General features: G+C 61.2%; 15 protein-coding genes. 5 read left to right on the top strand and 10 right to left on the bottom strand.

Features of this window, described 5'->3' with window-relative positions; translation table 11 throughout:
* Window positions 1–4: 4 nt before the first annotated feature.
* On the bottom strand, window positions 5–1,033 hold the full coding sequence (locus Pan216_RS02690) for an ABC transporter ATP-binding protein (protein WP_145254439.1): 1,029 nt from the start codon (window positions 1,031–1,033) through the stop codon (window positions 5–7).
* Between the two features lie 851 nt (window positions 1,034–1,884).
* On the opposite strand from Pan216_RS02690, the gene Pan216_RS02685 reads away from it, so the two are divergent.
* Window positions 1,885–4,890, top strand: coding sequence for a GAF domain-containing protein (locus tag Pan216_RS02685; protein ID WP_419193187.1), 3,006 nt, complete (start codon window positions 1,885–1,887; stop codon window positions 4,888–4,890).
* Window positions 4,891–5,218: 328 nt separating this feature from the next.
* Window positions 5,219–5,764, top strand: a complete 546-nt coding sequence (locus tag Pan216_RS02680; RefSeq protein WP_145254433.1) for a class I SAM-dependent methyltransferase — start codon at window positions 5,219–5,221, stop codon at window positions 5,762–5,764.
* Window positions 5,765–5,791: 27 nt separating this feature from the next.
* On the opposite strand, the gene Pan216_RS02675 is transcribed toward Pan216_RS02680, so the two are convergent.
* From Pan216_RS02675 to Pan216_RS02645, 7 genes are all read right to left on the bottom strand, one after another.
* A complete protein-coding gene (locus tag Pan216_RS02675; protein ID WP_145254430.1) occupies window positions 5,792–6,625 on the bottom strand; it encodes a sugar phosphate isomerase/epimerase family protein in 834 nt (277 codons plus the stop codon).
* Window positions 6,626–6,833: 208 nt separating this feature from the next.
* Window positions 6,834–8,072 (bottom strand): NADH:ubiquinone reductase (Na(+)-transporting) subunit F, encoded by a 1,239-nt coding sequence (gene nqrF / locus Pan216_RS02670; protein ID WP_419193186.1) that lies wholly within the window; start codon window positions 8,070–8,072, stop codon window positions 6,834–6,836.
* 223 nt (window positions 8,073–8,295) lie between these two features.
* Window positions 8,296–8,928 (bottom strand): NADH:ubiquinone reductase (Na(+)-transporting) subunit E, encoded by a 633-nt coding sequence (gene nqrE / locus Pan216_RS02665; RefSeq protein WP_145263571.1) that lies wholly within the window; start codon window positions 8,926–8,928, stop codon window positions 8,296–8,298.
* 93 nt (window positions 8,929–9,021) lie between these two features.
* Entirely contained in the window at window positions 9,022–9,648 is a 627-nt protein-coding gene (locus tag Pan216_RS02660) for an NADH:ubiquinone reductase (Na(+)-transporting) subunit D (RefSeq protein ID WP_145263569.1), read from the bottom strand.
* 32 nt (window positions 9,649–9,680) lie between these two features.
* Window positions 9,681–10,424, bottom strand: coding sequence for an NADH:ubiquinone reductase (Na(+)-transporting) subunit C (gene nqrC, locus Pan216_RS02655; protein WP_145254427.1), 744 nt, complete (start codon window positions 10,422–10,424; stop codon window positions 9,681–9,683).
* The gene (locus Pan216_RS02650; RefSeq protein ID WP_145263567.1) at window positions 10,414–11,619 is read right to left on the bottom strand and encodes an NADH:ubiquinone reductase (Na(+)-transporting) subunit B; all 1,206 of its coding nucleotides are present in this window, start codon (window positions 11,617–11,619) and stop codon (window positions 10,414–10,416) included. The genes nqrC and Pan216_RS02650 overlap by 11 nt, the downstream gene beginning before the upstream one ends.
* Window positions 11,620–11,625: 6 nt before the next feature.
* Complete coding sequence (locus Pan216_RS02645; protein WP_145254424.1) at window positions 11,626–12,987, bottom strand: Na(+)-translocating NADH-quinone reductase subunit A; 1,362 nt, start codon at window positions 12,985–12,987, stop codon at window positions 11,626–11,628.
* A 492-nt stretch (window positions 12,988–13,479) separates the two neighbouring features.
* Here Pan216_RS02645 and Pan216_RS02640 point away from each other — a divergent pair, with 492 nt between their 5' ends.
* The 3 genes from Pan216_RS02640 (at window position 13,480) to Pan216_RS02630 (ending at window position 16,266) form a co-directional block, all read left to right on the top strand.
* Window positions 13,480–14,142 (top strand): TetR/AcrR family transcriptional regulator, encoded by a 663-nt coding sequence (locus Pan216_RS02640; protein ID WP_145254422.1) that lies wholly within the window; start codon window positions 13,480–13,482, stop codon window positions 14,140–14,142.
* A gap of 29 nt (window positions 14,143–14,171) precedes the next feature.
* Window positions 14,172–14,750, top strand: a complete 579-nt coding sequence (locus Pan216_RS02635; protein ID WP_145254419.1) for a hypothetical protein — start codon at window positions 14,172–14,174, stop codon at window positions 14,748–14,750.
* A gap of 316 nt (window positions 14,751–15,066) precedes the next feature.
* Entirely contained in the window at window positions 15,067–16,266 is a 1,200-nt protein-coding gene (locus Pan216_RS02630; RefSeq protein WP_145254416.1) for an LptF/LptG family permease, read from the top strand.
* Window positions 16,267–16,372: 106 nt separating this feature from the next.
* Here the strand turns inward: Pan216_RS02630 and Pan216_RS02625 are convergent, their stop codons facing one another.
* Both Pan216_RS02625 and Pan216_RS02620 read right to left on the bottom strand, forming a co-directional pair.
* Window positions 16,373–16,591 (bottom strand): small basic protein, encoded by a 219-nt coding sequence (locus tag Pan216_RS02625; protein WP_145254413.1) that lies wholly within the window; start codon window positions 16,589–16,591, stop codon window positions 16,373–16,375.
* A 337-nt stretch (window positions 16,592–16,928) separates the two neighbouring features.
* The gene (locus tag Pan216_RS02620) at window positions 16,929–18,350 is read right to left on the bottom strand and encodes an aldehyde dehydrogenase family protein (protein WP_145254411.1); all 1,422 of its coding nucleotides are present in this window, start codon (window positions 18,348–18,350) and stop codon (window positions 16,929–16,931) included.
* Window positions 18,351–18,366: the final 16 nt, after the last annotated feature.

Raw genomic sequence — 18,366 nt, 5'->3', positions numbered from 1 at the left:
CTGGCTAACTCGATGTGGCGCTGGAGGCGACCGTCTCGTCGGGAGAGACAGCCTGGAATTCCCCGGACCGAAAAACCTCCGCGATCACTTCCTCCATCGGGACTTCCTCGACCGTGATGTCCTCGAGCCGATGCCGATCGAGGATCGCCGCGAGCGTCGTCGCGATCTCCGCTCGGTCGACGCGAAGCCGGGCGACGGGGCCGCGTACCTCCAGGAGATCGCCATAGCGTCCCACTTCCTCGGGAGCGTCCTCGAGGAACTGCAACTTGAGAATCTTGTGCTGACTAAAGCGATTGAGGATCGCCGCGAGGCTGCCGTCATGAACAATCTTCCCATGGTTGATCACGATAGCGCGTTCGCACAGAGACTCCACATCCTTCATGTAGTGACTGGTAAGCAAGACGGTCACTTCGTGGCGACGGTTGTAGCGCCTTAGAAAATCGCGAAGCTGCGTCTGGGCGACCACGTCGAGTCCGATGGTCGGCTCGTCGAGGAAGAGAACCCGTGGTGAATGCAGCAGAGCGGCGACAAGCTCCATCTTCATTCGTTCGCCGAGGGAGAGTTCCCGGACCGGTTGATCGACCAGATCCCCGAGCGACAGCAGGTCGGATAGCTCGCCGACGACGCTCTCGAACTGGCTCGTGGGAATGGTATAGATCTCGCGATGTAGACGGAACGACTCCCGCGCCGGCAGATCCCACCAGAGCTGATTTTTCTGGCCCATGACCAAGGCGAAGCGTCGACGGTACTCGTTGGATCGTTCTGACGGAGTGAACCCGAGCACCTGGGCCGAGCCCGAGGTCGGGTGAATCAAACCGGCAAGCATCTTGAGCGTCGTCGTCTTGCCCGCTCCGTTGGGACCGAGGAAAGCGACCATTTCCCCTGGCTCGATCTCGAACGAGATCCGCTGCACGGCTTGGACCGACTTGTAGCGACGCCGAAAGAGCCCCCGGAAGGAGGCGAGAAGCCCTTCCTCGCTCCGCTGGACGACGCGGTAGGTCTTGCACAGATTGTCGACCTCGATCACCGGCATCTGCTTTCCCGTCCTCTCCCGCACACTCGGCAGCTATTATACGCGCCAACGCCCATCCCTCGCGGAAGGGCCCCACCGCACGGCGTGGGCTCGATGGACTCACCACACGTCTCCATGGACTCGCCATTGTAGGGAACTCCCAGGAAGACTCCCCGCTCGAGCATCGTTCCAAGAGACCGGAACCTTCGTCCGCGTCCGCTCCTTTCGCGCTGTCGGATCACGATCGAGTCGTCACTCCGCCGCGAGACCAGCCCACCTCCAGGATATTCCAACAGGACTGAATCCCTTGCCTGCATCCTGAAACGTAGTCCGACCTCCGCCTCCGTGAGACCAATGCATCACTTTTGGCTCATTCTTCACTCATTCTTCGCAGCGACTGGATTAACCGCCTGATTCTTTCAGACCTTTTCCTCTTTTGCGCATTATGCGTGCTACAGTTTCACTGAACCAACTCCGCAGTGACCCCAACCGCGCTTGCGCGATGGCGGGCCGACTCGACAACCAATCGTCGCGGACCATTGAGTGGGCGTCTTGGCCGACTCGAAAAATTGCCGCAGGAGCAGTCTCTCATGAGTGACATGGCCCAGGACGCGTCAAAGCAACCTGACGCCCAGACCGGTTCCCCCAATGGTTCCAACGAGAGTCCGCCGACCACTGCGGAGGCTTCCCCCACGTCGAATGGGACAGACGGGAACGCGCGAGAAACCCAGGAATTCAGTCACGAGAAGGAAGCGGGATCGTCGGGCGGCTCCAGACGCTCACGACGGCGCCAATCATCCTCCACCACACCATCCGCCAATGAATCGTTGACCGAAACACAACCCTCCGAACCCGAAGTTGAGAACGATACCATGCAACAGGAAATCGTCGAGCTCCGTCAGAATCACAAGGCGTTGGGCGATGTCATCCACGCGGTCTCCAGCGCCGACTCGATCGACGACGTGATGCGGTCCGCGCTGGAGGCGATCCGCTCGGCATTCGGATGGACCTACGCCTCCTACTGGCTGTTGGATGAAGAAGACGACGTGCTGCGGGTCGCCTATCAGGCCGGGAAGCGGAACGACGAGTTCCGCAACGTCGCCGAGGGGACCTCCTTCGCCCCAGGGCTCGGGCCGGTCGGTCGGGCCTGGAAGCAGCGGGAACTTCAAGTGGTGCCCGACCTCGAATCATCGACCGACTCGAGCTTGGCGCCGGCCGCCCTTAGCGCGGGCGTCCGCTCGGAGGTCTGCTTCCCGATCGCGTGCAACGGGTCGATCCTGGGAACGATGGACTTCTTCAGTGAGGAGGCGGGTGAGCCGACTCCCGATCGCCTCGAGTCGCTTCATGCGGTCAGCCGGCTCGTTTCGTCCGCGGTCACTCGACTCTACGAGAAGCAACGGGAGCAAGAGGCGACGTCTGACGCGGCCGCGGTCGCCGAAGTGCTCGCCGCCATCGGAAAAGCCTCGAACACTGAGGAAGTAGCCCAAGCGGCTCTCGACGCGGTGCGCGATCGCTTCGGCTGGGCCTACGGGTCTTTCTGGAGTCGCGACCAAGAGCAGAACGTCCTCAAGTTCTCGTGCGAGTCGGGGACGGTGAACGAATCGTTCCGCAAAGTCACCCTCGAGGCGAGCTTTGCTGAAGGCGTCGGCTTGAGCGGGCGCGCCTGGAAGAAACGCGACCTTCATTTCGTCGAGGATATCGGCGACGTCCACGACTGCTGCCGGGCACCCGACGCGAGACGAGCGGGCGTCAAATCGGGAGTCTGCTTCCCCATCATGGTCGACGGAGATGTCGTCGGCACGATGGATTTCTTCATGCTCGAGATCATCACGCTGACCGAGAGCCGACTGAACGCGCTTCGCAGCATCGGCCAACTTGTCTCCGTGGCGATGGAGCGTGTCCGCGACGCCGAGGAGCAGCGTGAGGTGGCCGAGAACGCCAAGGCCGTCAATGAAGTTCTCGAATCGTTGACCTCCTGCGAGGACGAGGAGTCGGCTCTCCGGGAGGCGCTCAACAAGGTCCGCAGTGCCTTCGACTGGGCCTACGGTTCCTTCTGGCGACTCGATCCCGAGCAGAACGCCTTGGTCTTCCAGGCCGAGTCGGGCACGGTAACCAGGGAATTTCATCAAGCGACGATGCAAGCGAGTTTCGCCGAGGGTGTCGGTCTGAGCGGAAAGACTTGGAAACGCCGCGACTTGTTGTTCGTCAAGGATCTCTCCGAGATGCGCGACTGCTGCCGGGCTCCGGCCGCGTTGAGCGCCGGCGTCAAGTCGGGGGTCTGCTTCCCCATCACCGTCTCCGGCGAGATCGTTGGGACCATGGACTTCTTCGCGACGCGAACGCTCTCGCCGAGTGAGGACCGGCTTCAAGCCTTGCGTACAGTGGGACGACTCGTCTCGGGAACCCTCGAGCGTCTCGCCGAGGGGCGCCGGCAAGCTGAAACCGCCAGAGATACGCGGGCTGTCAACAACGTACTCTCGTCCCTCATGGGAGCGACCACCGCGGAAGAGGCCGTCAACGAAGCCCTGGACACCGTGCGCCAAGAGTTCGGCTGGGCCTACGGTTCCTTCTGGCGTCGCGATCCCGAACGAAACACGCTCGTCTTCGCCCAAGAGTCGGGAAGCGTCAATCCGGAGTTCCGCAAGATCACCATGGACGCGAGCTTTGACGAAGGCGTTGGGCTCAGTGGGCGGGCATGGAAACAGCGGGACTTGTTCTTCGTCAAGAATCTCGCCGACATCCGGGACTGTTGCCGTGGTCCGGTGGCGATCCGCGCTGGGGTCAAGTCGGGGGTCTGCTTCCCGATTATGGTTGACGGGGACGTCGTCGGGACCATGGACTTCTTCGCGCTCGAGACACTCGATCCGAGCCCCGAGCGACTCGACGCTCTTCGCAACGTCGGCCGACTCGTATCCCAATCACTGCAACAGATCGGCCTCCAAGAAGAAGAACGTCGCCGACAAGCGGAACTCAATCGCAAAGTCGACGAACTTCTCCAGTCGGTCTCAGCGGCGGCCGATGGCGATCTCACCAAGGAAATCACGGTTGGCGGAACCGACGCGATCGGTCGTCTGGGCGAAGGGCTGCGCACCATGACCGAGTCGCTTCGCGGCGTCGTGATGAACATCTCCGAGTCCGCCGATCAGTTCCTCGAGAGCTCTCGCGTCGTCTCGGAGAGCTCCAGCAATCTCTCCGAATCGGGGCAGGAGCAATCGGCGACGGTCGAACAGATGAACGCGGCGGTAAAAACCCTCGACGACAAGATCGGCAGAGTCGGGGGCAACGCCAAGGACGTCGACGAGAGTGCCCGGCGGACGCGGGACCTGGCCCGCGAGGGAGGAGCCGCCGTCGGCGAGAACCTCGAAGCGATGAAACTAATCGCGAAGTCGTCGGAGCAGATCTCCGAGATCATCGGCGTCATCTCCGAGATCGCCTCGCAGACGAACTTGCTCGCCCTCAATGCCGCCATCGAGGCGGCCCGTGCGGGCGAACACGGACTCGGCTTCGCCGTCGTCGCCGACGAGGTCCGCAAGCTCGCCGAACGCTCAAGCGAAGCGGCCAAGGAAATCACCTCGCTGATCAACGAATCGACCAAGCGGGTCCAGGAGGGCTCGACCCTCAGCCGACGCACCGAGGAGTCACTCTCCAAGATCGTCGCCGGTGTCGAGGAGACCGCCGGCCTCATCGACGCCATCGTCTCGTCGACCGAGGAGCAACGAAGCGTCTCGCTGGAGGTCTCCGCGGGGATCGGTACGGTCGAACGGATGACCGAAGCCAACGCCGCGGCCGCCGAGGAACTCGCCGCCTCCTCCGAGGAACTCTCGGGCCAAGCCGAGCAGCTCAAGGAGCTTGTCGGACGCTTCGTCGTCAACGCGTGATCCGCTCACATCTCCACCATCGAACCCTCGCGCGATCGGGGCTCGCTCCCTGATCGCCGAACGCTCCCCTGCTCCCTCTTGTTCCTCGGCCTACCCACCCGGCCAAATCTCGCCGCGATGTTTCTCATTCACTTTCCTTCACCCAGGATGGTCATCGCTCGCCGATCCGGCTAGGACAACTCCGCCACCCCATGGCCAACGTCTTGTCAGCGTCGAGACTCGTCGCGTCGGCAGCGATCGCGGCACGGGAAACGGCGCTCGACCACGCGAATGTCCGAGAAACAGCGTTCACCGCTCGACCGAACCGGTCGCAGACGAAAGACGTCCCATGAACCAACCGTTCGACCCGATGAGGTTCACCAACTACGAGGTCGACGCCGTCGTCAGCTTCGCTCAACAGGCACGGCTCCGATCGGGGCGGAACAACGTCATCGAGATCGGTGTCTGGGCTGGCGGCACATCGCGGGAGCTTGCCCGCAACGGCTTTAAGGTCTACTGCGTCGACCATTGGCTTGGCAACGAGCACGACGCCCTCGGGCCGCTCGCCAAGGAGTACGGCCCCGCCAACGCCTTTCGCATCTTTTGTCAAAACATGGGCGAGATGCTCTTTCGGCGGGTTCATCCCTGTTTTGGGGAGAGCCTGATGTGGGCCGAGGCCTGGCCCGAGCATGAGAAGGTCGCCATGGTCTTCATCGACGCCTCCCACGAGTACGAAGACGTGAAGGCCGACATCGCCGCCTGGAAACCGCACGTCGCTTCCGGTGGTCTCCTGAGCGGACACGACTACAGCGAGGATTTCCCCGGCGTCATGAAAGCGGCCGACGAGCACGGCATCGATGGGCTCTGGGGAACGATCTGGTACAAGTGGCTCTGACCAGCCCGTTGATCAATTCGCGACCGGCTAAGAACTCTTCAGGAGCCGCGAAATGAACTCTTTCGATTGTCGGGCGATCTCGACCGCGTTGTGGGCATGCCGACTGAGTTCGACATAAACTCCTCGGTCGTAGTTCGCCTCGAGCCATTCGATGATCGGGGGAAAGTCGATCTCGCCCTCGCCGAACATCAAGTGATCGTGCACGCCCTCCTTCATGTCCTCCAAGTGAACATTCCAGAGCCGATCCTTAATCCCCTCGAGCAGACCCGGAACGTCCCCCTCTCCCAAGCAGTGAAGATGGCCGATGTCGATCGTGAGTCCAAGCATCGGATGATCGAGGGCGGCGATCCACCGCTGCCCCTTGGCCGTGGTGTCGATCCACATCCCCGGTTCCGGCTCCAGGGCCAGTGGGATATTCTGTTTCGCGGCTCGTTCGAGCAGTACCTCGAGCGAGGAGCGAATGCGATCGCCGAGCGTCTCCTCCTCGGCATCATCGACGGGCGTTCCCGACCAGAAGGAGACGCCATCGGAACCGAGAGCCTCGGCGACGTCGATGCATTGGCAGAGAAAGTCGCGGCGAACGGCTCGTTCCTCATCCGACGGGCTCAAGAGGGTGGGCTGGTGTTTCCTGCGGGGATCGAGGAGGAAGCGAGCGCCGGTTTCGATCACCGAACGAAGGCCGAGCGATTCGAGACGCTTACGGATTGCGCCGAGTTGGTTCATTGTTTCGCGTTGGAAGGGATCGAGGCAGTGAACGTCAAGGGTGATACCAACCGCGCCATAGCCGAGATCGGCCAAGATCGCGAGCGTATCCTCAAAGCGGTGATGAGCGAACCCGTTGGTGTTGTAGCCGAGGAGCATGTCATCTCCGGGCTTGGCGTGGGGAACGGTAGGAGCCAGGGAAATGAATCGTTCACCGTGGGGAGCAGTGTCGCTCCCGAAAGCAGGGTGGGTCTTGACCCACCACAACTACTGACGATCCGGACCGAGGCGGCAACTCTGGGACGCGATCGCCCTAGGCCGCGAAGTTGACGGGTTCGTCGTGGGCCGAGGCCCACCCGCCGCTCACTTAGCCGAACGAGTCGTACGAGATGGCGTCCGGCTCGACACCCAGGTCGAAGAGCATCTTGTTGACGGCGTTGATCATCGGAGGCGGACCACACATGTAGTACTCGCACTCTTCCGGCGCCGGATGGTTCTTCAGATAGTTGTCGAGGCAGACCTGGTGAATGAAGCCGACCGGGCCGGTCCAGTTGTCCTCCTCCATCGGCTCGGAGAGCGCGACGTGGTACGAGAAGTTATCGTACTCCTTCTCGATATTGCGGAAGTCGTCGGTGTAGAACATCTCCCGCACCGAACGGGCACCGTACCAGAATGACACCTTCCGGTCCCGCGTCTTGAGCGTGTGGAAGAGATGGAAGAGATGAGCCCGGAGCGGAGCCATGCCGGCACCACCACCGATGTAGATCATCTCCTTCTTCGTGTCGCGGATGAAGAATTCACCGTAAGGACCGCTGACGGTCACCTTGTCGCCCGGGCGAAGGTTGAAGATGTACGAGGAGGCGATGCCGGGAGGGGCATCGGGATTCCGCGGCGGTGGACTGGCGATCCGGACATTGAGCATGACCATGTTCCCTTCGGCGGGATGGTTGGCCATGGAGTAGGCCCGGAAGACCTCCTCGTCGTTGGACGCCTTGAATCGCCACAGATCGAAACGGTTCCAGTCCTCGTGGTATTCCTCCTCGACGTTGTCCTTGAATTGGGCGTAGTCGATCTTGTAGGGAGGAATGTAGATCTGGATGTAGCCGCCCGCCTTGAACTTCAAGATCTCGCCTGCGGGCAGATCGAGCACAAGCTCCTTGATGAAGGTCGCGACGTTCTCGTTGGAGCGGACGGTACACTCGAACTTCTTAATGGAGAAGATCTCGTCGGGGACGTGGATCTTCATGTCCTGGCGGACTTTGACCTGACAGCCCAGACGCCAATGCTCGCGTTGTTCGACGCGGTTGATATGGTTCGTCTCGGTCGGAAGGATGTTCCCGCCTCCCTCGAAGATCTGGCACTTGCACATCGCGCAGGTACCACCGCCACCGCAAGCGGAAGGGAGAAAGATCTTCTCGTTGGAGAGGGTCGTCAGGACGGTCCCACCGCTGGGGACGGTCACTTCCTTCTCGTCGTTGATGAGGATCTTGACGTTCCCCTTCTTGACGAGAAACATCTCAACCAGGCTCAGGATTCCGACGAGAGCCATGATGATGAGCGTGAAGACGCCCACACCCGACACGATAGATAGCAAGGTCTGCATCATGATCGATCCTTCTAGGGGAGGATCCTTATAAGATTGTCGAACAAGTCGTTCGCGTCAGGCAATGGCCTGACCTACGAGTCCAACTGCTCGCGTCAGGCAATGGCCTGACCTACGAGTCCAACTGCTCGCGTCAGGCAATGGCCTGACCTACGAGTCCAACTGCTCGCGTCAGGCAATGGCCTGACTTACGATCGATTGTAGTCTTCCACGCCTCATGTGGGCGTTAGCCGGCCGGATTGCCGAGCTGAATGCCCTGGAAGCACATGAACCCGAGCGACATCAGTCCGGTGATCAGGAACGTGATGCCAAGCCCACGAAGGCCGGGCGGAATATTCGAGTAGCGAAGCTTCTGGCGAATCGACGCCAGCGAGATGATCGCCAGCGCCCAGCCGACCCCCGAGCCGAAGCCGAACACGATCGACTCCGGAAAGTTGTATTCCCGCTCGACCATGAAGAGCGACGAACCGAGGATCGCACAGTTCACGGTGATCAGCGGCAAGAAGATGCCGAGGGCGGCGTAGAGTTTCTGGCTGAAGCGATCGAGGACCATTTCGACGATCTGCACCATCGCCGCGATAACGCCAATGAAGCTGATGAGCTTCAGGAAGCTGAGGTCGACGTCGGCGAAGCGGCTCCCGCCGAGCCAAGTGAGCGCCCCCTTCTTCAGGAAGAACTCGTAGATCAGCCAGTTCGCCGGAGCGGTGATCGTCAAGACGACGACGACCGCGAGGCCGAGGCCGACGGCGGTATCGATCTTCTTGGAACAGGCCAGGAACGAGCACATCCCCAGGAAGTAGGCCAGCAGGATGTTGTCGATGAAGATCGCCTTCACTGCCAAGCTGGCCAGGTGAATGATCTGGTCTTCCATCAGTCCGTCCTTCTCACTCGCTCACACGATTGCTTGATTCGAACAAGGTCCGCGCTCGCACGAGGCGGCTACCTGGATGGTTCAGTCGATGACCTTACCGGAGATCGAACGCTGGACCCAAATGATCAGCCCCAACAGGATGAAGGCTCCCGGGGGAAGAAGCATCAGGCCGACGTTGACGTACCCGGCGTCGTAGACAAACTGCGGGACGACCGGCAAGCCGAACCAGGTGCCGCCGCCGAGAATCTCCCGACCGCTGGCGACCAGCAGCAGAATGACCCCGTAGCCGAGGGCGTTGCCGATGCCGTCGAGCGCCGACCGAAAGGGGCCATTGGCCATCGCGTAGGCTTCGGCCCGTCCCATGACGATGCAGTTGGTCACGATCAGACTGACGAAGACGCTCAATTCCTTGGCGACGTCGAACAGGAAGGCCTTGAGGAACTCGTCAATGATGATCACCAAGGAGGAGATCACCGCCAACTCGACGATCATGCGGACCTTCGAGGGGATGTAATTTCGCAAGACCGAGATGACGACGTTCGACATCGTCAGCACGAATACCAGAGCCGCCGACATGACCAGCGCCGGTTGCACCTTGGTGGTGACCGCGAGCGCCGAGCAGATGCCGAGCACCTGGAGCGTGATCGGGTTGTTGTCCCACAACGGGTCGACGACGATCTCGCGATCCTTCTTCGACAGTTGCGCCAACCCGGGAATCTTATCGATCAACGTTGCCATGCTCACTTCCCTTCGCTTTGCCAGATCGAGGCGAAGAATGGCTTGTAGCGGTTGAGATCCTTCACAAGCAGGTCTTGAACACCGGTGCTCGTGATGGTCGCTCCACTGATGCCATGAACGGAGTGCTCTTCCATGTCGGCGGGGATCGGAACACCGGGCTTGAAGATCTTGATCGAGACGAGTTTATCGCCCTCGAGGATCTCCTTGCCTTTGAACTGTTCCTGAAACCACGGCTGACGAATCTCCGCACCGAGGCCGGCGGTTTCCCCTTCCTTGTAGAAGGTGATGCCCGCGACGGTGTCGGCGTTGGCATCGAGGGCCAAGTAGCCGTAGAGGGCCGACCAGAGGCCGCGTCCGGAAATCGGGATCGCGAACGTGACGACCTTTCCCCCTTCTTCAACTTCGAAGATGGGCCAGCGCTGCTCTTCCTCGGGCTTGCCCTTGTTGGTCTCGTCGAGGGTGAGCAAATCGAGTTCGTCGGCGTTGCCGTCCTCGACGACCTCGCCCTTGCCATTGACGACGATGCTCTTGATCCGCTCCTTGTACATCGAGCTGATCTGCGAGGAGCCGTAGGACTTCCCCTCCTCGAGCAACCCGACGACCGAGAGGACGTTCTTCTGATTGTCGATCTCGGCGTTGTACATCTGGAGCGGCTTGAGCCCCATCGCGACGACCGAGACGCCCACGGCGCACGCGACGCAGATGATCAACATGAATTTGATCGTGTAGAGGTTGTTATCCTGCATGAGCCAACCTCCGTTGACGGATGTTCTGCTGCACGACGAAATGGTCGATCGTCGTCGCGAAAATGTTCATGAGGAGAATCGCCAGCATCATTCCCTCCGGATAGGCGGGATTGACGCATCGGATCAGGACACAAACGATCCCGATCAGGATCCCATAGATCCACTTGCCCACATCGGTCACCGAGCCGGAAACCGGATCGGTCGCCATGTAGACCGAGCCGAAGGCGAAACTGCCGACGACGAAGTGCCAGTAAGGCGGCAAGCTCAGCATCGGGTTGCGGCCGGGCCCGGCGAAGCTGTTGAGCACCATCGACATCGCGATCATGCCCACCAGACAACCGACGATCGTCCGCCAACTGCCGATTCCGGTCGAGATCAAAATCGCCGCGCCGATCAGACAGGCGACGGTCGACGTCTCGCCGATGCTTCCAGGGATGAAACCGATGAAACAGTTCCACCAGGAGTAGTTCATCAGGTCGTGGGCTTGATGGATGCCGGCGAGCACGCTCGTCGCTTTCGCGCCCAGATCGCCGCTGGCGACCGCGAGCAACGGCGTCGCTCCGCTGATTCCCTGAACAGCTTGTTCGCTGTTGCCCATGTAGTTCGCGATCCAGACCTGATCACCCGAGATGAACGCGGGGAAGGCGAAGAAGACGAAGGCTCGGGCGGTCAGGGCGGGATTGAAGATATTCATCCCCGTTCCGCCAAAGACCTCCTTGCCGATGACGACACCGAAAGAGATGCCGACGGCGACCTGCCAGAGCGGGATGTTCGGGGGCAAGGTGAGCGGGAAGAGAAGCCCGGTCACCAGGAAGCCTTCGTTGATCTCATGCTTGCGAACGACGGCGAAGAGGACTTCCCAGATTCCGCCGACGGTGTACGAGACGATGATGATCGGAAGCGTGTACCAGAGACCGACGATCATGCTCGAGAAGAAGCCGGTCGACTCGCCAAAGGCGAGATTGTGTTGGTAGCCCGCGTTCCAGGCACCCATGAAGACGGTCGGCAAGAGCGCGACGATCACCATCACCATGTAGCGTTTGGTGTCGAGCGCGTCGCGGATGTGCGCGGCCCCCTTTGTGACGGCGCCGCTGGTGAGGACGAACGTCTCGGTCGCTTCGAAGATCGGAAAAAACTTCGCGAACCGACCACCCTCTTCGAATAGGGGTCGGTACTTGTCAAGCTGCTCGCGGATCAACGCTCATCCCTCCTTCTGCAGCTCTTCAAGGCCACGTTTGATGTAGTCATCGATTTCAATCTTGGAGGGGCAGACGTACGTGCACAGCCCGCAACTGACGCAGTCGGTGATGCCGAGCTGCTCCATTTCCTCAAGGTCGCCGTAGGAGACCGCCTTCCAGACGAAGAGCGGCTGGACATCGGTTGGACAGACCTTCAGGCAGTAGCCACTCTGGATACACGCCCGGTGACCGCCATTGAGATTGGTGTCGACCTCGAATTCTTCGCTCTCCGGACGCAGGGCCGAGGCGAAGGCTCGCGACCAACTCGCTCTTTTGGCTCCCGGCCAAAGCCAGCCCAGGAACTCCCGGCGGTTGCTTCCTTCGGGGATCACGACCAGGGCCGAGTCGTAGAAGCCGAGACAACTCGCGAGATCAATCTTGGTACCCGTGAGCAAGCTCCCCGAGACGACTCGCAATTCGCCTTCGACAAGCTTGCCGTCCAGAAGATCGGAAGCTCGCGTACCGCGGCGAACACGGTAGTGAGTTCGATCGGACTCCTTCACGCCGGTGCCGGCGAGGGTGATCACCTTGTCGGTGGGGAAGTGGCCGTCGCGGACCAGCATGCCGATCGCGGCGACATCCTGCGGATCGAGGTACCAGATGACCTCGCCCGGCTTCACCCGATCGACGAAGAAGGCCTGGACCGCGGGATTGCTCGCCGGCCGCGGACCACGAATGCGGTGTTTCTCGACACCCTCGCCACGAACCTCGCGAATCGCCCGACAGGGGACGCGGGTCGCGGCCTCGACCCCGAGATGCACCGCTCCGTCGGTGAGACGCTTGAGCGCTTCGACCCCTAGAGCGAACGCTTCCTCCTGTCCCTCCAACGTGACGTTGGCATCGGGAAGGAAGGGGTCCGACTCGAAACAGGAGACGAAGATCCCCTTGGGAATGTCGTCGGGATTGGCGATGCGGCCGTAGGGATGTTGTCTTAGGGTCGGCCAGAGACCGGCCTTGAGTAGCAGTTCCCGGACCTGCTGCCGGGAGGCGACATTCGGCGCCAAGCTGCCAAAGTCCTCGAACTCGTCGCGACCGGCGACATCGACGGAGACTTCAAGCAGGGCGCGACGAGCGCCGCGTTTGACTTCGGCCACCGTGCCGCTCGCCGGGGAGACGACGACCAACTCGGGGCGGTCCTTGTCCTGCAGCAGGGGCGTGCCGACCTTGACGGCATCGCCAGCCTGGACCACAGGCCGCATCTTGCAGCGGTAGAATTCGGGCGGCCTCACCGCGACACGCCGCGGCAGGGGCGCATCCAAAACGGCCTGGTCAGGCTGTCCAGCTAGATGGAGGTCGTATCCTTGATCGATGACGATCTCGGCCATGCGTCACATTCCGAAGCAGAGGATCCCGAGGGCGGCGGGAAAGCGGTTGATTGTGAAAATCTTCACAAAGCACTCGGTCAACTTATGACTACCGCCTGCCATCGCAAGCTCGCCCGTGGTAAAAATTGAATGAATCATGCCTCCCCGGCAATCGGCTCGTCCGACGACGCGCGACCCCGAGGGTCGTACCGAAACGGCGACAGCTTGCCGCCCCTGGATCGAGACGGAGCCGTGGTCATTTGGAGGCGATCTCTTCTCTTCTCGCTATACGATAGGCGCTTGTGAAGGATTTCCCAAAGTCGTGCGCCCGATGCCCCCAGCCAGCGTTTGCAAGCCAGCGGAACACCGGATATCAGCCCCCTCATTGACCGCGACAGACAGCCTGGCTTATCGTCAAGCAGGTGCCGCGACGAGGGACGGACACCGACGTGCTCGCGCCAGCACGATCGCGGGGCCGCGGGCGTGACTTACTAACGAGAGGCAATCGCGCCGATGGCAAGCGGACCGGAGGACACTAAGGCACGCATTCTCGAGGCCGCCGCGAAACTCTTCGCGGACAAGGGCTTCGATTCGGCCACCGTTCGCGAGATCTGCCAAGAGGCGGGCGCCAACCTCCAAGCGATCAGTTACCACTTCGGCGACAAAGCGAGCCTCTATGTCGAGGCGGTCAAGTACGCCCATCGACTCATGCACGATCCGGCGGGAAAGCAAATCCCAACGCTTCCTGGGGAGATGGCCCCCGAAGCGAAACTCGAACTGATGATTCGGGCCTTTTTCCAGCACATGTTCGAGAACGACCCGCTGCGCCGTCCCGATTGGTGCCAACGGCTCGTCTTGCGGGAGTTCATGAACCCGACGCAAGCGTGTCGGGACCTGGTCGACGAGTTCATCCGGCCTGCCAATGAGCAGTTTGTTGGAATCATCCAGGAAATCCTCCCGGGTGTGACCGATCGGCAGACTCAGCAGTTATTAGTGTGGAGCCTAGTCGGACAGTGCACCTTCTTTCGCATGCACCGCTCGGTCATGGGCATCCTGGTGGGAGAGGACGTCGTTGCAACGCTCGACGCGAAAAGGCTTTCCGACCATGTCGTCAAGTTTACCCTGGCCGCCCTCGCCCAATGGCGCGAAGATGCTGACGGAACCGACAAGGGCTAGTTAACGCGCGAATCTCCGAGGGAAGCATCATGAATCGGCGCAATCGCTACGTGTTCGGCTCGATCGCCGCGGTCGTCGTCGTTGCCGGAGGCGTCTTCCTCTGGCGGCAGTACCAAGTCAGGGCGCAAATCGCTCACGTCGAGCAGTTGCGAAACGACATCATGAGCCCGAAGACCCGCGAGCTGCCTCCCGAGGAACGCCGCGAAAAGTTCGAGAAGCTGCGCACGGAGTTCGAGAAGCTTCCCAAGACAAACCAGAAGGAGCTTTGGAGTCGCAACCCATTCCAACAGAGCATCGATCGCTACTTTGACCTGCCGGAAGAAGAGAAAACCGCCTACCTCGACCGAATGATCGACGAGGGGGAGAAGCGATTCAAGGAGTTCCGGGAGCGAGCCGCGAAGAACAAAGCCGAGGGCAAACGGCCACAAGGCCCTCCCGGCGGGCCCTTCGGAGGTCGGCAGGCGACCGGGGAGCAGCGAAACGAGTGGCGTCAGAAGATGCTGGACAACTCATCTCCGCAGCAGCGGGCCAAGTTCACGAAGTTCTTCGAGGACATGCGGAATCGGCGACAAGAACGCGGCTTGCCCCCATTTCCCTGGTCCCGCTAGACCGCCGGCGTCACCCCAAAATCACGCCCTATTCAGCAAGGATCACGTTGACGGAAGAGTCACCCCGGCACTCGCCTGAGGGAGATCTTCCCAACTCAGGGACACTGAATCGTCGCCACGCGAGAGCAATGACGCCGGCAATCTCTCGCAGTCTTCCGACGCTGCCCATCTTCCGCCCAAGGAATACGGAACCTTCTCTGGACCCGTTCTCCGGCAGCGCTTACAAGGCGGCTCGCCGAAGGAAGCGACAACGACGAACTCTCGAAGCCCCTCGCTCGGAAGTTCCGAATCGCATCGGACGGGAGTAGGCAAGGCGTTGAACTACCGGTTGATTCAGCGACAGGTCTTTTCAGACCTCGTGTTGACGACAGTACTGGCGTTGGTCGCGACATCAGCACTCCTGATGCTCGTCGGGGCCATGGTCGAAGCCGCGCGGCGCGGGCTTGATCCCCTGGGCATCGTGTTGCTGATGCCCTACCTGATCATGCCAACGCTCCCCTACACCATTCCCGCGTGCCTACTCTTCGCGTGCACCGTCACCTTCGGCCAACTCAGCAGTTCCAACGAGATCACCGCGATCAAGGCCGGCGGCATCAACGTCATGAAGGTCCTGTGGCCGGCAATCCTCCTCGGCGCGATGTTCGCCGGCGGCGGACTCTACCTCGTCGACCAGTTCATCCCACGCTGCAATCGCTCGCTGACCGAACGGATCATGGCCGACGTCCAAGCGACGCTCTACGCCTACCTCAAACAGAACGGCTACATCAATCAGCCCGAATTCCCCTACGAAATCTACGTCAAGAGTGTCCGCGACGACCGACTCATCAATGTCGTCATCAAGCAACGCAAACGCGGCGGCGGCTACGGCATGGTCGCCCAAGCGGCGCAAGCGACGATCGAAGTCGAACGCGGAGAGGACGGCGGCGAGGACGTCGCCCTGATCCGGCTCTTCGACGGGGTCGCGACGACCAATGCCGAGAACTCCGTCCACTTCAAGGACCGGAGCGAGCGGATGCCACTGCCCGCCTCCTTTAAGGACGCAAAGCAGAAACTACAGAATCTCACCTTCGCCGGACTCGAGGAGAGAGCCAAGGAGCGCGAGCGCAAAGAACGCGAACTCGACGCGGAACTTGCCTTCGACTCCCACGGGTGGGTCAGCCGCGGCAACCTGGTGGGACTCGGCGAACTGGTGCAAGTCAACCGGGAACTCGCGCACCGAGAACACCGAAAAGCGAGGGAATCGCGCGCCGAGGTCCACGTCCGGATGGCCCAGTCGACCGCGGCGCTGCCATTCGTCCTTCTCGGCTGCCCGATTAGCATCCTCTTTCAGCGACGGGACTTCCTGCGGACCTTCTTCGTCTGCTTCCTGCCGATCATCACGGTTTATTACCCGGCAATGATCCTCTGCTTCAACGTCTACAAGGAAGGTCAAGGCAACGCGGCGCTCTTGTGGCTGCCGTCGGTGCTGATGGCGTTTCTGGCGATCCCGTTCTTCCGGCGCGTCATCCGCTACTGATCCGACCCGATCTTGATCGTTCCTCGGCCAATAGAAAAGGCCCGCGAGTGGCGGGCCTTGGCGAAGGTCGAGTTGTTGACGACGGGAAGTCCGACGCGTTCGCGGACTACTTCTTCTTTTTCTTGTCGTCGTCTTTCGGATCTTCCTTCTTCTTCACCTTCTTGGTGACCATCCGCATGACGCGGACTTTCGGCAGACCCAGGGGCGATTGCTCGTCTTCCCAGCGATCCTGCTCGATGAGTTTGGTGATCCGCTCGTGACGCTTCAGAACGTTCCGCGCCCGAACCAGGCCACCCTTCTTTTTCAGGCTATTGTCGATCGACATCTCTCAAAAACTCCTCGCGGGCGAGTTCGGAAGGCGGACATCGCGTGGAATCTCCGCCGATTCTAAGCGCAAAGGACTAATGTACGGCCAATCTCGCTCCACGGCAACCCAAGGAAGGCTCGCTCTCCAGCGTCCTTCCTTGGACGAGGGAAAACGAACTGAAGTCCCCCCTTGTCCAAGGGGGAGCAATCTGTTCTTCCCTTGGACAAGGGGGAGCAATCTTCCACGGTCGTCCGGAGTGCCTTCTCAACCCATGACCTCCTGCGGCTTCGCCGCCCCGGTAGCAGAGCAACCGGGGCTACCCAAGAGCGTGATCGGTCGGCACGGCGCCCGACCCTCACGAGACGATCTGGCAGGCGCGCGAGCGGTAGAGGAAGTCGACGATGTTGCCTTCGTGGGGTTGCAGCCAGTTGATGCGATTGGTCGCGATTGGGCCGAGATTGATGCGGTCGATCTCAGTCGAATCGAGGAGGGCGTTTCGCAACTCCGGGTTGTCGGTGATTGCCGTGCAAATGAGCGTCGGTCCCATCCGCTTGAGCATCTCCTCTTGTGGACACTCGACGACTGTCGAAAAGGGGAACATGTACTCGCGTTTGCAGACCTCCGGCTCCGGCGAGTTGCTGTAGAGCAGCGTCGGCAAGAGATGGGCGTAACGCTCTTCCTCGATGAGCCGGCCGTTGGGATGGTACTTCGCGGTCATCTCCTCGACGCCTGGCGGCGTTAGGTCGTTGTCGATCATGCCCGAGACCGCCTTGGCGATCGCCGGGTTGGTGAAGGCGGCCAAGCCGGCTTCGGGATCCTCGGGGCCGAGCGGCTCGATCTTGCCAAGCCGCTCCGCGATCGCCTCGGCGATGGCGCGCCCGTGACGCGGCACCCAGATGCTCGAGCAGTTGATACAGCTCCGGCCGCCATTGGAGTAGATGCTCTCGACGAGCAGGTCGACGTACTCTTCCCAGTTGTCGATCTTGTCCTCGGCGATGAGGACCTTTGAAAACCCGGGCCCGTGAGCCTGGACCCGCGGATTGCCGGCGTAGCGTTGGATCGTCTCGGCACCGCCGAAGATCAGGCTTCGCGGGCAGGTTTCCAGAAGTGCCGCTCCCATCTCGGTGGGACCGGGGAAGACCGAGATCGCCTCGGGCGGAATGCCCGCCTCGATGAAAGCCGCCGTGAGTCGATAGGGCGTCCACGGCTCTTGCGAGCCCGGCTTGAGCAGCAAGCCGACTTGCATCGGGATCACCGGCAGCCAAAGCGTATGCACACCCGGCGAGTTTGACGGCAACACCAGGCCGAGCGCCGGGGCTTGAGCTTGGAAGCTAACCGTAACGCCGCGCTCTTCGCCGTAGCCACGCTGCAAGACCTCGAGATCGAGCCCCCGCGTCAGGGCTTCGAGGATGTTCTCCATCTCCGCGAGCACGAAGTGGTTTTTCTGCATGTTCGCCCGGCACATATTCTCGGGCATGCCAGTCGTCGACGACTGGGCTTTGACGAACTCCTCGGCCGTCTGGGAGCCGTCACCGAGCGGGAGCGTGCCGTTGAGGTAGAGCTCGCCCGCCTTGGCCGCGCGTTTGACCAGGTCGTGAATCGGAATCTTTCGCAGGGCTTTGCGAGCCTGATCGGCCTTGCGGATGTCGCGACGAATGATCCCCGCGTTACCTCGGCTGATCTTCGCGACCGGTTCGCCGGTGGCGTAGTGGGTGATGTCCTCCTTCTCGAGGCTGTCGTAGGGCTTGCCCCAGCGGAGGATGGGAATCGTGATCACGAACAATGCTCCTCAG

This window comes from Kolteria novifilia (genome assembly GCA_007748055.1).
Lineage (GTDB): Bacteria > Planctomycetota > Planctomycetia > Kolteriales > Kolteriaceae > Kolteria > Kolteria novifilia.
This window is presented reverse-complemented; position numbering and strand designations above follow the sequence as displayed.

Coding starts and splice junctions, on each gene's coding strand:
- Pan216_RS02690 (WP_145254439.1), bottom strand. CDS start 1,033: ATGCCGGTGATCGAGGTCGACAATCTGTGCAAGACCTACCGCGTCGTC.
- Pan216_RS02685 (WP_419193187.1), top strand. CDS start 1,885: ATGCAACAGGAAATCGTCGAGCTCCGTCAGAATCACAAGGCGTTGGGC.
- Pan216_RS02680 (WP_145254433.1), top strand. CDS start 5,219: ATGAACCAACCGTTCGACCCGATGAGGTTCACCAACTACGAGGTCGAC.
- Pan216_RS02675 (WP_145254430.1), bottom strand. CDS start 6,625: ATGCTCCTCGGCTACAACACCAACGGGTTCGCTCATCACCGCTTTGAG.
- nqrF (WP_419193186.1), bottom strand. CDS start 8,072: ATGATGCAGACCTTGCTATCTATCGTGTCGGGTGTGGGCGTCTTCACG.
- nqrC (WP_145254427.1), bottom strand. CDS start 10,424: ATGCAGGATAACAACCTCTACACGATCAAATTCATGTTGATCATCTGC.
- Pan216_RS02645 (WP_145254424.1), bottom strand. CDS start 12,987: ATGGCCGAGATCGTCATCGATCAAGGATACGACCTCCATCTAGCTGGA.
- Pan216_RS02640 (WP_145254422.1), top strand. CDS start 13,480: ATGGCAAGCGGACCGGAGGACACTAAGGCACGCATTCTCGAGGCCGCC.
- Pan216_RS02635 (WP_145254419.1), top strand. CDS start 14,172: ATGAATCGGCGCAATCGCTACGTGTTCGGCTCGATCGCCGCGGTCGTC.
- Pan216_RS02625 (WP_145254413.1), bottom strand. CDS start 16,591: ATGTCGATCGACAATAGCCTGAAAAAGAAGGGTGGCCTGGTTCGGGCG.